Annotated in this window: 14 protein-coding genes; 8 read left to right on the plus strand and 6 right to left on the minus strand. The window is 70.6% G+C overall.

Annotated elements, in window-relative coordinates:
• Positions 1 to 110 precede the first annotated feature (110 nt).
• Positions 111 to 758 carry a hypothetical protein gene (locus tag ABZV77_RS40190; protein WP_356267923.1) on the minus strand — a complete coding sequence of 216 codons (648 nt, stop codon included), beginning with the start codon at positions 756 to 758 and terminating at the stop codon, positions 111 to 113.
• Positions 751 to 1,530 (minus strand): alpha/beta fold hydrolase, encoded by a 780-nt coding sequence (locus ABZV77_RS40195; protein ID WP_356267925.1) that lies wholly within the window; start codon positions 1,528 to 1,530, stop codon positions 751 to 753. The genes ABZV77_RS40190 and ABZV77_RS40195 overlap by 8 nt, the downstream gene beginning before the upstream one ends.
• A 132-nt stretch (positions 1,531 to 1,662) precedes the next feature.
• Between ABZV77_RS40195 and ABZV77_RS40200 the strand changes: the two genes are divergently transcribed.
• The 5 genes from ABZV77_RS40200 to ABZV77_RS40220 all read left to right on the plus strand — a co-directional run bounded on the left by ABZV77_RS40200 (position 1,663) and on the right by ABZV77_RS40220 (position 6,750).
• Complete coding sequence (locus ABZV77_RS40200) at positions 1,663 to 2,424, plus strand: lysophospholipid acyltransferase family protein (protein ID WP_356267972.1); 762 nt, start codon at positions 1,663 to 1,665, stop codon at positions 2,422 to 2,424.
• A 43-nt stretch (positions 2,425 to 2,467) separates the two neighbouring features.
• Positions 2,468 to 3,718 carry a DUF5931 domain-containing protein gene (locus ABZV77_RS40205; protein WP_356267927.1) on the plus strand — a complete coding sequence of 417 codons (1,251 nt, stop codon included), beginning with the start codon at positions 2,468 to 2,470 and terminating at the stop codon, positions 3,716 to 3,718.
• A gap of 116 nt (positions 3,719 to 3,834) precedes the next feature.
• Positions 3,835 to 4,488 (plus strand): response regulator transcription factor, encoded by a 654-nt coding sequence (locus ABZV77_RS40210; RefSeq protein WP_055568507.1) that lies wholly within the window; start codon positions 3,835 to 3,837, stop codon positions 4,486 to 4,488.
• Positions 4,489 to 4,622: 134 nt separating this feature from the next.
• Positions 4,623 to 5,660, plus strand: coding sequence for a 6-phosphofructokinase (locus ABZV77_RS40215; RefSeq protein WP_356267929.1), 1,038 nt, complete (start codon positions 4,623 to 4,625; stop codon positions 5,658 to 5,660).
• Between the two features lie 85 nt (positions 5,661 to 5,745).
• On the plus strand, positions 5,746 to 6,750 hold the full coding sequence (locus tag ABZV77_RS40220; protein WP_356267931.1) for a 2-hydroxyacid dehydrogenase: 1,005 nt from the start codon (positions 5,746 to 5,748) through the stop codon (positions 6,748 to 6,750).
• Here the strand turns inward: ABZV77_RS40220 and ABZV77_RS40225 are convergent.
• Positions 6,696 to 8,621, minus strand: coding sequence for an anthranilate synthase family protein (locus ABZV77_RS40225; protein ID WP_356267933.1), 1,926 nt, complete (start codon positions 8,619 to 8,621; stop codon positions 6,696 to 6,698). The genes ABZV77_RS40220 and ABZV77_RS40225 overlap by 55 nt on opposite strands.
• 302 nt (positions 8,622 to 8,923) lie before the next feature.
• On the opposite strand from ABZV77_RS40225, the gene ABZV77_RS40230 reads away from it, so the two are divergent.
• The gene (locus ABZV77_RS40230) at positions 8,924 to 10,276 is read left to right on the plus strand and encodes a class II 3-deoxy-7-phosphoheptulonate synthase (RefSeq protein WP_356267934.1); all 1,353 of its coding nucleotides are present in this window, start codon (positions 8,924 to 8,926) and stop codon (positions 10,274 to 10,276) included.
• A 161-nt stretch (positions 10,277 to 10,437) separates the two neighbouring features.
• On the plus strand, positions 10,438 to 10,695 hold the full coding sequence (locus ABZV77_RS40235; RefSeq protein ID WP_356267974.1) for a (2Fe-2S)-binding protein: 258 nt from the start codon (positions 10,438 to 10,440) through the stop codon (positions 10,693 to 10,695).
• Here the strand turns inward: ABZV77_RS40235 and bfr are convergent.
• Positions 10,692 to 11,171 (minus strand): bacterioferritin, encoded by a 480-nt coding sequence (bfr, locus tag ABZV77_RS40240; RefSeq protein WP_055568502.1) that lies wholly within the window; start codon positions 11,169 to 11,171, stop codon positions 10,692 to 10,694. The genes ABZV77_RS40235 and bfr overlap by 4 nt on opposite strands.
• 165 nt (positions 11,172 to 11,336) lie before the next feature.
• On the opposite strand from bfr, the gene ABZV77_RS40245 reads away from it, so the two are divergent.
• Entirely contained in the window at positions 11,337 to 11,969 is a 633-nt protein-coding gene (locus tag ABZV77_RS40245) for a sulfite oxidase-like oxidoreductase (RefSeq protein WP_356267936.1), read from the plus strand.
• A gap of 53 nt (positions 11,970 to 12,022) precedes the next feature.
• Here the strand turns inward: ABZV77_RS40245 and ABZV77_RS40250 are convergent, their stop codons facing one another.
• Together ABZV77_RS40250 and ABZV77_RS40255 are read right to left on the minus strand one after the other, a co-directional pair.
• On the minus strand, positions 12,023 to 12,535 hold the full coding sequence (locus ABZV77_RS40250; protein WP_356267938.1) for a DUF4396 domain-containing protein: 513 nt from the start codon (positions 12,533 to 12,535) through the stop codon (positions 12,023 to 12,025).
• A 90-nt stretch (positions 12,536 to 12,625) separates the two neighbouring features.
• Positions 12,626 to 13,510: a deoxyribonuclease IV gene (locus tag ABZV77_RS40255; protein WP_356267940.1), complete on the minus strand. Its 885-nt coding sequence runs from the start codon at positions 13,508 to 13,510 to the stop codon at positions 12,626 to 12,628.
• Positions 13,511 to 13,549 lie beyond the last annotated feature (39 nt).

Below are 13,549 nucleotides of genomic sequence, written 5' to 3' on the forward strand. Positions count from 1 at the left end.
ATCGGGGTGCGCGACATGCGCGGGGCCCGTCCGGAGAGGTTCCGGACGGGCCCCAGAGGCTGTGGGTGGCGGGGGTTGCGAGGGTGACGGGGGTTATGTGGGGGTGGGCCTCAGACGACCGCGCCGCGTCCCGGGTCCTCGTCCTCCTCGTCGTCCCCGCTGTTCATCCGCATCACGAGCGTGGCGAAACCGCCCAGGAAGCCGCCGATGCCGAGCGTCGTCAGCCACCACGTCATCTGCCAGCCGAAGAGCACGGCCAGCAGGATGAGCAGCGGGCCGCCGAGCACACCGAGCCAGGCGAACTTGGCCGTCACGTCGGCGTCGGGCAGCGGCGGCGGCTCGGGCGGCACGAAGTGCCCCTCGTCGTCCGCGTCGAAGTCCTTCTCGGAGGGCTCCGGCGTGGTGTAGTCGCGCGGGCCGCCGATGCCGGGCGCGAAGGAGACGGAGCTGCCGAGCGGTCTGTCGGGGCCGGGCTTGTCGCCGCCGGGCTTGTGGTCCGCGACGGGCTCGCCGGAGCCGCTCGCCGGGCCGTTCGTCTCCGTCTCCAGGAGCGCCAGGTCCTCGATGGACTTGAAGGGCTTGGCGCCCGGCGGGTCCACGGGCTCCTCGCCGTACCCCGCGACGATCGCCCGCCAGGCGGCATCCTCGTCCAGGGGCACCCCGTCCGCGGGAGCGCCCTCCCCGGGCACCCCGTCCTGGGGGACCTTGCTCTTCTCGGGCTCGCGACTGTCCTCGCGGTCCGCCTCGTGCTCAGCCACCGGTGGCCGTCCCTTCCTTACCGACGCTGGGGGCGAGCCGGCCGATGAACGCGTAACTCTCCTCGAAGATCCGGTCCGCGTCGTGGTCCAACGTCGCGACGTGGTAGCTCTGTTCCAGCAGGATCTCCTCGACGTCCGTGGAGGAGACGCGGCTGAGGATCCGGGCCGAGTCGGCGGGCGGCACGACGTGGTCGTGCGGGCTGTGCAGGACCACCAGCGGCTGGGTCACCTGCGGCAGCTCGGCGTCGACCACCTGGAAGAAGCGGCGCAGGGAGTGCGCGGCGTGCAGCGGCACCCGGCCGTACCCGATCTCTTCGGAGCCGGGCTTGGCGATGTCGCTGGCGATGCCCTTCGTGCTCGGCACGAGGTGGCGCACGACGGGCAGCGCGTGCGCCGCGAGGCCGTGCACCTTGTTCCCCGGGTTGACCAGGACGAGGCCGCTGATCGCGTCCCCGTGCTTCGCCGCGAGGCGCAGCGCGAGCGCCCCGCCCATGGAGAGCCCGAAGACGAAGACCCGCGCGCACCGGTCGAGCAGCGACCGCAGCTCGCGCTCCACCTCGGCATACCAGTCCTGCCAGCCGGTGACCTGCATGTCCTCCCAGCGTGTGCCGTGGCCGGGCAGCAGCGGCAGCGAGACGGTGAGGCCGCGCTCCGCCAGGTACTCGGCCCAGGGGCGCAGCGACTGCGGGGATCCGGTGAAGCCGTGGCAGAGGAGGACGCCGACCTCGCCGCCTTCGTGGCGGTACGGCTCGGCTCCGGGGAGGACCGGCACTTCGGTCTCCTTCGTGAGAGGTGGGAGTACTTCACCGTACGCGACCGGACTGACACCGACCAGGGTCGTCGGGCCCATTGGCCGTACCCCGGGTTAAGGTCTGATCCACAGAAACAGGAGGCACTCGGTTTGATCTACGGCGCAATGAAGGTTGCCATCGGAGGGCCGCTGAAGCTCGGCTTCAGGCCCTGGGTGGAGGGCCTTGAGAACGTCCCCGCCGAGGGTCCCGCCATTCTGGCGAGCAACCACCTCTCCTTCTCGGACTCCTTCTTCCTTCCCGCGGTCCTCGACCGCAAGGTCACCTTCATCGCCAAGGCGGAGTACTTCACCTCGCCCGGTGTGAAGGGCAGGCTCACCGCGGCCTTCTTCAAGGGCGTGGGCCAGCTCCCCGTGGACCGCTCCGGCGGGCGCGGCGCGGGCGAGGCGGCCATCAAGAGCGGCATCGAGGTCCTGGAGCGCGGCGAGCTCTTCGGCATCTACCCCGAGGGCACGCGGTCGCCCGACGGGCGTCTCTACCGCGGCAAGCCGGGCGGCCTCGCCCGCGTGGCACTGGCCACGGGCGCGCCCGTGCTCCCCGTCGCGATGATCGACACCGAGAAGATCCAGCCGCCCGGCAAGGTGATGCCCAAGCTGATGCGCCCCGGCATCCGCATCGGCAAGCCGCTCGACTTCACGCGCTACCAGGGCATGGAGCAGGACCGCTTCGTGCTGCGCGCGCTGACGGACGAGGTCATGTACGAGATCATGAAGCTCTCCGGCCAGGAGTACGTCGACATGTACGCGACGGCCGCGAAGCGTCAGATCACCGATGCGGCGAAGGCGGCCAAGGCGGCGGAGAAGGCCGAGGCGGCGGAGAAGGCCGATGACGGGCAGAAGGAACGGACCGGCTCCTAGCCGCGTCCGTTCAGGGGTGGGCACACGGGCGGCGGCGGGGGACATGGCCAAGCGCGAAAAAGTCATGAGGATGTCGGTCGAGCAGCCGCTGTGGCGTGCGCTCACCGCCTACCGCGTCCTGACGATGCTGTACGCGATCGGGCTCTTCGTGGCGGCACACGACAAGCTGGACCGCCCCTGGCTGGCCGTCGCCTACTACGCGGTGCTCGCCCCCTGGACCCTGGCCACCCTGCCCCGCGTCGCGAACGCGGCGAGCTGCACCCGGCGCTTCCTCGTCGCGGACCTGACGGTCGCCCTCGTGGGCATCCTGCTGACGCCGCTCGCCGACTCGCAGCAGCGCATCATCGACGGCGTCCCGACCCTGCCCTCCATATGGACCGCGGGCTCCGTGCTCGCGTTCGCCATCAAGGGCGGCTGGCGCTGGGCGGCCTCGGCGTCCCTGCTGGTGGGTGTCGCCAACGTGGTGCAGCGCGGCGCGTTCAGCCGCGACACCCTGCACAACGTGCTGCTGGTCTGCATCGCCTCCATCGCCATCGGCTACGTGGTGGAGCTGGCCCGCGCCTCCGAGCGCACCCTGGCCCGCGCCCTGGAGATAGAGGCCGCGACCCGCGAGCGCGAGCGGCTCGCCCGCGACATCCACGACAGCGTCCTCCAGGTCCTGGCCATGGTGCAGCGGCGCGGCACCGCCATCGGCGGCGAGGCCGCGGAGCTCGGGCGGCTCGCGGGCGAGCAGGAGGTCGCGCTGCGCACCCTGGTCGCCGGGGGCATGGTGCCCGCCTCGCACGCGTCCGAGGACATCTCGCAGGGCGCCGTCGTCCGCGCGGTAGAGGTCCCCGACAACGACCCGGCCGAGCCGGACGGCGCGGCGCCCTGCGATCTGCGCTCGCTCCTGGTCCCGCACGCGGGGGCGCTGGTCACCCTCTCCGAGCCCGGGGCGCCGGTGCTCCTGGCGCCGGGGGCCGCGCGGGAGCTGGCCGCCGCTGTCGGTGCCGCCCTGGACAATGTCCGCAGGCACGCGGGCGCCGACGCCCGCGCGTGGATCCTGGTCGAGGACGAGCCCGACGAGGTGATCGTGACGGTCAGGGACGACGGCCCCGGCATCCCGGAGGGGCGGCTCGCGGAGGCCGAGGGGGAGGGCCGCCTCGGCGTGGCCCTGTCGATCAGGGGGCGGCTGCGGGACATCGGGGGCACGGCCGAGCTGATCTCGGTGCCGGGCCAGGGGACGGAAGTGGAACTGAAAGTGCCGCGCGCAGCGGCGCGGGACGCACGGGGGAAGGCAGGAAAGGCGAGATGAACGAGCAGCAGCAGCGGCAGGAACCGGCCAATGGGGCCGCAGGGGTCACGGGTCCCACGGAGAACACAGCGACCGGCCCCGCGGCGGACGGGCGGACGGCCGCTCCGATCAAGGTCATGGTCGTCGACGACCACCCCATGTGGCGCGACGCCGTGGCCCGTGACCTCGCCGAGGCGGGCCTCGACGTGGTCGCCACCGCGGGCGACGGCGAGCAGGCGGTCCGCCGCGCGCAGGCCGCCGCCCCCGACGTGCTGGTCCTCGACCTGAACCTGCCGCTGAAGCCGGGCGTGCAGGTCTGCAAGGAGCTCGTCGGCGCCAACCCCGCGCTGCGCGTCCTGGTCCTCTCGGCGAGCGGTGAGCACGCCGACGTCCTGGAGGCGGTCAAGTCCGGCGCCACCGGCTATCTGCTGAAGTCGGCGTCCACCGAGGAGCTGATCGACGCGGTGCGCCGCACGGCCGTCGGCGACGCGGTCTTCACTCCGGGCCTCGCGGGCCTGGTCCTCGGCGAGTACCGCCGCCTGGCCACCGAGCCCGCGACCGGCACCCCCGACGACCCCAAGGCCCCGCAGCTCACCGACCGCGAGACGGAGGTCCTGCGCCTTGTCGCCAAGGGCCTGAGCTACAAGCAGATCGCCGAGCGCCTGGTCATCTCCCACCGCACCGTGCAGAACCACGTCCAGAACACCCTGGGCAAGCTCCAGCTGCACAACAGGGTGGAGCTCGTGCGGTACGCGATAGAGCGCGGCATCGACAAGCCCGACGACGCCTGACCCCTCGTACGAGTGAACGTGCATGATCAACTCCCCAGTGCGACAAGGGAATTGGCTGTTCATACCGTCCCTGAGTGACCTGGATCACCATTAGCGTGATGCGCATCAGGTCACTGAGGCGAAGGGACTTTTCCATGGGGTCCAAGAAAATCGGCGTACTGACCGGAGGCGGCGACTGCCCCGGGCTCAATGCCGTCATCCGGGGCGTCGTCCGCAAGGGCGTGCAGGAGTACGACTACGACTTCGTCGGCTTCCGGGACGGCTGGCGCGGTCCGCTGGAGGGCGACACCGTCCCGCTCGACATCCCCGCGGTCCGCGGCATCCTGCCACGCGGCGGCACCATCCTCGGCTCCTCGCGCACCAATCCGCTCAAGGTGGAGAACGGGGTGCGCCGCATCAAGGAGAACCTCGCCAAGTACGAGGTGGACGCCCTCATCGCGATCGGCGGCGAGGACACGCTCGGCGTCGCCGCGCGGCTCACCGACGAGTACGGCGTCCCGGTCGTCGGCGTCCCGAAGACCATCGACAACGACCTCTCCGCCACCGACTACACCTTCGGCTTCGACACCGCGGTCGGCATCGCGACCGAGGCGATCGACCGGCTGCACACCACCGCCGAGTCGCACATGCGCGTCCTCGTCGTCGAGGTCATGGGCCGCCACGCGGGCTGGATCGCCCTGCACTCCGGCCTCGCGGGCGGCGCGAACGTCATCCTCATCCCGGAGCAGCGCTTCGACGTCGACCAGGTCTGCGCCTGGGTGACCTCGCGCTTCAAGGCGTCGTACGCCCCCATCGTCGTCGTCGCGGAAGGCGCGATGCCCAAGGACGGCGAGATGGTCCTCAAGGACGGCACGCAGGACTCCTTCGGGCACGTCAGGCTCTCCGGGGTCGGCGAGTGGCTGGCCAAGGAGATCGAGGGGCGCACCGGCAAGGAGGCGCGCACCACGGTCCTCGGGCACGTCCAGCGCGGCGGCACCCCGAGCGCCTTCGACCGCTGGCTCGCCACGCGGTTCGGGCTGCACGCGATCGAGGCCGTGCGGGACGGCGACTTCGGGAAGATGGTGGCCCTCCAGGGCACGGACATCGTCCGCGTCCCGATCGCGCAGGCCACGGCGAAGCTGAAGACGGTGGACCCGGCGCTGTACCAGGAGGTCGGCGTCTTCTTCGGCTGACCGGCCCCGCAGCCGCAGCACGACGGGACGGCCCCGGCCCCGCTTCCGGGTGCCGTCCCCGGAGCCGGTACATAGACTCACGCCCATGGAGATCCTCGCGTTCGGCGTGCAGTCGGACGAGAAGCCGCTGATCGAGAAGGCCTTCCACGGCCACCACGACGTCCGCTGCCTGGACGTGTTCCTCAACGAGGACACCGCCCCCATCGCCGCCGGGTACGAGATCGTCTCCTCCAGCGTCAACGCCACGCTGAACAACCGCGTCCTGCAGACCCTCGCGGCGGGCGGGACGCAGATGATCGCCCAGCGGTCCACCGGGTTCAACAACATCGACCTGGAGGTCGCCGAGCGCCTCGGCCTGACCGTCGCCCGCGTCTCGTACTACTCGCCCTACTCCGTGGCCGAGTTCGCCTGGACCCTCGCGATGGCCGTCAACCGCCGCATCGTCCGCGCGAGCAACCGCACCCGCGACTTCGACTTCCGCCTCGACGGCCTGATGGGCCGCGACCTGCGGGGCCGCACGGCCGGGGTGCTCGGCACCGGCAAGATCGGCGAGGCGTTCACCCGTATCGCGCACGGCTTCGGCATGCGCCTGCTCGGCTGGGACGTCACCGAGAACCCCGCCTGCACCGAGCTCGGCATGGAGTACGTGGACAAGGCCGAACTCCTCGCCGAGGCCGACCTCATCAGCCTGCACGTGCCGCTGCTCCCGTCCACCCAGCACCTCATCGGCGCCGAGGCGCTGCGCACCATGAAGGACGACGCGATCCTGGTGAACTCCAGCCGCGGCGGCCTGATCGACACCGAGGCCCTGGTCGGAGAGTTGCGCGCGGGGCGCTTCACCGGGGTGGGCCTGGACGTCTACGAGGCGGAGGCGGGCCTCTTCTTCCTCGACAAGTCCCTGGAGGTCGTCGAGGACGACACCCTGGCCCGCCTCGTCACCTTCCCGAACGTCGTGGTCACCTCCCACCAGGCGTACTACACCGTGGACGCGGTCGGCCAGATCATCGACACCACGGTGCGCAACGTCCTGGACTATCAGGCGGGCCGCCGCTCCGAGAACGTCCTCGTCCCGGCCTCGGCCAGGAGCTGACCGAGCAGTTCCCGCACGATCCCGGCCCCGCGCAGCGTCAGCACCGACTCCGGGTGGAACTGCACGCCCGCGAAGGAGCTCCCGCGCACCGCGTGCACCTCGCCGCTCGCCGCGTCCCTGCTGACCTCGACGCCGTGCGCGGCCAGCTCCATCGCCGCCTCGTCGTCGCAGCGCGCCACGAAGCTGTTGTAGAACCCGACCGTCTCGGCCTGCCCGAACAGGTCGATGCCCGTCTGCGCGCCCTGGTACGGCACCTCCTTGCGCACGATCTCCAGGCCGAGCTCCGCCGCGATCAGCTCGTGCCCGAGGCAGACGCCGAGCACGCCGTGCTCATGGGAGCCGATCACCTCCGCCGCCAGGGCGCGCAGGAACCGCATCTTCGGGTCGGCGAGGTCGGACGGGTCGCCGGGACCGGGGCCGAGCACCACGGGCCCCTCGTGCGCGAGCACGGCCTCCCGCAGCCCCTCCTCGTCGTACCGCCGCACCGACACCCGAAGGCCGCAGGAGCGCAGGACGTGCGCGAGCATCGCCGTGAACGTGTCCTCGCCGTCCACGACGAGCGCGTGTCCGGTCAGCTCGCCCGTGCGCTCCTGCATCCGCAGCCAGAACGGCGCCAGGGCCGCGCGCCTGCCGTCCAGCGCCGCCCGCACCCGGGGATCGTCGGCGAGGGCGGGCCGCGCCTCCTCGTTGCGGGGGCGCCCTGGGCGCACGCCGAGGGCGGCCAGCACGCCCGCCGCCTTCGCGTGCGTCTCGGCGACCTCGCTCATCGGGTCGGAGCCGCGCACCAGGGTGGCGCCCACCGGCACCCGCAGCCGCCCGGTGGCGGAGATGTCGGCGGTCCGGATGAGGATGGGGGAGTCCAGCGTCTGCGCGCCGCCCGCGTCCCTGCCGATGAGCGCGAGGGCGCCCGCGTAGTAGCCCCGGCCCACACCGTCCCGCCCGAGGGGCTCGTAGCGTTCGATCACGCGGCAGGCGTTCTGCACCGGCGACCCGGTGACGGTCGCCGCGAACATCGTCTCCTTCAGGACGTCCCGCACGTCCAGCGACGACTTGCCCCGCAACTCGTACTCGGTGTGCGCCAGATGGGCCATCTCCTTCAGCCGCGGCCCGATCACCACACCGCCCATGTCGCCGACCGTGCACATCATCTTGAGCTCCTCGTCGACGACCATCGACAGCTCCTCGATCTCCTTGCCGTCGGCGAGGAAGGCGAGCAGGTCGTCGGGGGTGGGCCCGTCGGCCGGGTAGCGGTAGGTCCCGCTGATCGGGTTCATGACGACGGTCCCGCCGGACATCCGCACATGCACCTCGGGGCTGGCCCCGACGAGCGTCCGGTCCCCGGTGTGCACGACGTACGTCCAGTACGCGCCCCGCTCACCCACGAGCAGCCGCCGGAAGAGCGCGAGGGCGTCGGCCCTGCCGAACCCCGGGATCTCACCCTCGTACGTACGACGGATGACGAAGTTGGCGCCCTCGCCCCGGCCGATCTCCTCGCGCAGGACCCGCCCCACGATGTCCGCGTACGCCGCGTCGTCCACGTCGAAGGCCCCGCCCTCGACCCGCACGTCGTGCGCGGGCAGCGCCGCAAGGGCATCGGCGAGCGGCAGTTCGTACCGCTCCTCGGGGGTCAGCACGGTCAGCGGTGTGCCGTCGTCGCGGACGTCGAAGCCGCGCTCCCTGATCTGCCGGAAGGGCACCAGGGCGAGACCTTCGGGGATGTCCGCGAGCCGCTCGTACGTTCCGGTGGGGCCGGTCAGGACCTCGACCGTGTCGTGGTCGTGGCCCGGCGTGCGGCGGCGCAGCAGGGCGAACGGGCGATCGTCGGCCAGGAGCTCTGTCAGTTGCTGTGTCGGCTGCTGTGCTGGCTGCATGGGCTGTTCCTTCTCACTCGGAGAGGAACGGCCCGCTCCCGGCGAAGTCCGGAAAACACTGAAGGCCGCCCCTCGGGCGGCCTTCGCGAGTCTGTGTGCGCGCAGAGTCAGTGGGCCGCCGGAGAAGCGGGCCACCACCAGTTCTGGTTCGTCGTCTGCGTACGCATGACCCGCACCCTAGCGCATCGTCGGGACGCCCCACGGGACACCTCAAGGGGAAGCAATCACTCCATGGTGTCTCCTCCGTCTCACTTCGTGAGCGGGGGGATGGACGGGGCGCATCACCCCGTAGTGTTGACGAGGTGACCGTGAACGCTAAGACCACCGCTTCCAGTGGCAACACCTGGCGAAACCTGCCCGCGGCGCAGCAGCCCGAGTACCCCGATGCCGAGGCTCTGCGCGATGTGATCGCGGACCTCGAGTCGTATCCGCCGCTCGTCTTCGCGGGCGAGTGCGACCAGCTGCGCGCCCGACTGGCCTCTGTCGCCAAGGGAGAGGCGTTCCTCCTCCAGGGCGGCGACTGTGCCGAGGCCTTCGACGCCGTGTCCGCCGATCACATCCGGAACAAGCTGAAGACGCTGCTCCAGATGGGCGCCGTCCTCACGTACGCGGCCTCCGTGCCCGTCGTGAAGGTGGGCCGCATCGCGGGGCAGTACTCGAAGCCGCGTTCCAAGGGCACCGAGACCCGCGACGGCGTAACGCTCCCGACCTACCGGGGCGACTCCGTCAACGGCTTCGACTTCAACGAGAAGGCCCGGATCCCGGACCCCGAGCGCCTGAAGCGGATGTACAACGCGTCCGCCTCCACGCTCAACCTGGTGCGCGCCTTCACCACCGGTGGCTACGCCGACCTGCGCCAGGTGCACGCCTGGAACCAGGACTTCGTGAAGTCGTCCCCCTCCGGCCAGCGGTACGAGCAGCTGGCCCGCGAGATCGACAACGCGCTGAACTTCATGCGGGCCTGCGGCACCGACCCGGAGGAGTTCAAGACCGTCGAGTTCTACGCCTCGCACGAGGCGCTGCTCCTCGACTACGAATCGGCGCTGACCCGCACCGACTCCCGCACCGGCCGGCTGTACGACACCTCGGGCCACATGGTCTGGATCGGTGAGCGCACCCGTCAACTGGACCACGCGCACATCGAGTTCGCGGCCCAGGTGCGCAACCCCATCGGCGTCAAGCTCGGCCCGACCACGACGGCCGAGGAGGCGCTGCAGTACATCGAGCGTCTCGACCCCGACCGCGAGCCCGGCAGGCTGACCTTCATCGTCCGCATGGGCGCCGACAAGGTCCGCGACAAGCTGCCCGAGCTCGTCGAGAAGGTCACCGCGTCCGGCGCGACCGTCGCCTGGATCACCGACCCGATGCACGGCAACACCTACGAGGCGGCATCGGGCCACAAGACCCGCCGCTTCGACGACGTGCTCGACGAGGTCAAGGGCTTCTTCGAGGTCCACAAGGCCCTCGGCACCCACCCGGGCGGCATCCACGTCGAGCTCACCGGTGACGACGTCACCGAGTGCGTGGGCGGCGGCGACGAGATCTTCGTCGACGACCTGCACCAGCGCTACGAGACGGCCTGCGACCCGCGGCTCAACCGCAGCCAGTCGCTGGACCTGGCGTTCCTGGTGGCGGAGATGTACCGCGACCAGTAGTTCTCCTCCGTACGTAAGCGTGGGGCGCGGATCCGTGTGATCCGCGCCCCACCGGCGTATCCGGGGCTTTTGCGTGCAGGATGTCGCGGGTAAGGTTAGGTTAGCCTCACCGATTCATCGGGACGGCGCTACCGATGAGTCCTGACTGTTCCGTCTGCGAGGTGAACCGCGTGTACGTCTGCAACTGCTTCGGGGTCACCGAGGCGCAGGTGAAGAAGCACGCGGCGGACGGTGCCTGCACCCCCCGCCAGATAGCGTCGGCCTGCAAGGCGGGCACGGACTGTGGTTCGTGCGTGCGCCGCATCCAGGCGCTGCTCGGCCGGGGCGCATGCCCCCGCCGCGACCTCGTGGACCAGGGAGAACCGGCGCTCACCGGCCTGGAAGCCAGCCTGGCCCCCGGCCTGGACGAGGCCGCTTAGCCCTCCGGCTGCTCGATGAGCTGCGCGATGTAGAGCGCCTCACCCAGCTTCTCGACGAGCTCGAGCTGAGTGTCGAGATAGTCGATGTGGTGCTCCTCGTCCTCAAGGATCGACTCGAAGATATTCGCGGATGTGATGTCGCCCTTGGCGCGCATCACCTCGATCCCGCGCCGCAGGCGGTCGATCGCCTCCACCTCGACCTGGCGGTCGGCCTGGAACATCTCCGTGACCGTCTGGCCCACGCGCACATGGAAGAGCCGCTGATAATTGGGCAGGCCGTCGAGGAACAGGATCCGGTCGGTCAGCACCTCCGCGTGCTTCATCTCGTCGAACGACTCGGACCGGGTGTACTTCGCGAGCTTCGTCCAGCCGAAGTTTTCCTGCATCTTGGCGTGGAGAAAGTACTGGTTGATCGCCGTGAGTTCGGCGGTCAGCTGCTCGTTGAGAAATTCAATGACCTCGGGGTCGCCCTGCATCGCAGAGGCTCCTTCCACGCGGGTGACTGGGCAGGTAGCGCGCATCCTTGCACCGGTGTTCGGAGGGCGTCCAGTAAGTGCACGCTTAGTAGGAGTTGCCCCGATCGGTGCTGCCCGCGCTCCGGCTGGTCACGTCCACCGCCCCGGGTCTGTCAGGATGGAGCCATGGGTCAGCCGGCGGAACGCGCATCTCGACAGGCAGCGGAGCCGGAGCTTCCGCCGGGTCAGCGGCTGCAGCGCGGCTGGCCGGTCACGCACTACGGCCCGGTGCCGAAGTTCCGGCCCGAGCGCTGGGAGTTCAGGGTTTTCGGGGCCACGGCGGACGGCGAGAAGCACTGCTGGTCGCACGACGAGTTCTCCGCCCTGCCGTACGACTCCGTGGTCGCCGATCTGCACTGCGTGACGAAGTTCAGCATGCTGGGCGCCGAGTGGGGCGGGCTCCCGGCCCGGACGCTCCTGGAGATCGTGCCGCCCGCGGCCAATGCCACGCATGTGATGGTCTGGGCCGAGTACGGCTTCAGCTCGAACATGCGGATGGCGGACTTCGCCTCCGACCGATCGATTCTCGCCACGCACAAGGGCGGCGAACTGCTCACCGCGGAGCACGGTTTCCCGCTGCGGCTCGTGGTCCCGCATCTGTACGCGTGGAAGGGCCCCAAGTGGGTCCGCGGCGTCGAGTACATGACCGCCGACCGCCGCGGCTTCTGGGAGGAGCGCGGCTACCACAACCTCGGCGACCCCTGGCGCGAGCAGCGCTACTCGTACCAGGAAGAGCCCGGGGACGGCCCCGAGCTCTAGTCCTGTACCTCTAGCCCTGCATCTCTGGTCCTGCGTAAGGCCGTCCCGGCACGTCAGTGGTGGTACTGGTGCACCACGGCGTGGCCCTTGCCGCGGCCGATCATCCACTTGTTCACCGGTGTGGTGATCACGAACGCGGCGGCCAGGGCGATGGCCAGGACCCACCAGAACATCGCGTCCGCCAGGTGCGCGTCCATGGCGCCCGGCCAGAGCGCGATCACGCCGTTGTCGATCAGCTCCATGACGGCGATGGACAGGGTGTCCGCGGCGAGCGCGACCCGGAACGCCGTCTTGAAATCGACCCCGGCCTTCAGGATGCCGCGCAGCGTCAGGGCGTAGCCGAAGGCGAAGGCGAGCACGATCGCGAGCACCATCGTCGGCATGTTCCCCCAGCCGAGCGCGGTGCCGATGATCATGCCGAGCACCTCGCCGATGGCGCAGCCGGTGAGGCAGTGGAGGGTGGCCTGCGCCGCCATGCGCCAGCTGACCTTGCCGTCGCCGCCGTGGCTGTGGCTGTGGCTGTGGTGCTGGTGGTGCGTGTGCCCGGCGTGCGCGTCGTGCTGCATGAGGTGCCCCCAACGTCGGATAGCGGTTCCTGCCGTCTGGCAAGAACCGTATACCCCCCGGGGGTATTCCTCAAGGAGCTTCGGGGGCGGCTAGACGCTCCTCAGCTCCTTCAGGCGTGCCACGTCCGCCGCATGTCCTTCCTTGCCGCCGGGCGTCTCGATGATGAGCGGCACACCCTCCGTGGCGGGGTGGAGCATCAGCTCGCGGAAGGGCTCCTCGCCGATGTGGCCGGTGCCGATGTTCTCGTGGCGGTCCTTGTGGGCGCCGACGACGTCCTTGGAGTCATTGGCGTGCACGAGCTTCAGGCGGCCCTCGCCGACCGTGTCCACGAGGAGGTCCAGGGTCTGCTTCATGCCGCTGGGGCCCGTCAGGTCGTGGCCCGCCGCGAAGATGTGGCAGGTGTCCAGGCAGATCCCGAGCTTGGGGTGGGAGTCCAGCGCCTCGAAGTACGGGCCGAAGTCCCAGGTGCGGGAGCAGAGCGAGGAGCCCTGGCCCGCCGTCGACTCCAGGAGCAGGAACGGGTCGTCGTCGTGCGTCAGCTCGTCGAGGAGCGGCAGCATGCGGTCGCGCACCTGCTCCAGGGCGACGGCGCGCTCCCGGCCGCCGGTCGCGGAGCCGGTGTGCACGACGACGCCGAGGGCGCCGATCTCGCGCGCCCGGCGCAGCGAGTGGCGCAGGGAGTCCACGGACTTGTCGACGGTCGCCTCGGTGTGCGAGCCGAAGTTGATGAGGTACGGCGCGTGGACGTACGCGGGGATCCGCTCGGCGGCGCAGGCCGCGCGGAACTCCTCGTCCTGCTTCGGGTTGCCGGGCGGGGTCGCCCAGCCGCGCGGGTTGGCGACGAAGACCTGGACGGTCTCCGCGCCGAGCTCACGGGCGTACGAGAGGCCGACGGAGGCGAGTCCGCCGGCCACCGGGACATGGCCGCCGACGGGGTTGCGGGACGTTGCGCTGGGGGACTTGTTGCTGCTCACGCCGTCAAGGGTGGCACGCGCCCGGGGAGGCCCCCGCAG

The sequence above is a fragment of the Streptomyces sp. NPDC004732 genome (assembly GCF_040609235.1).
Taxonomy (GTDB): Bacteria; Actinomycetota; Actinomycetes; order Streptomycetales; family Streptomycetaceae; genus Streptomyces.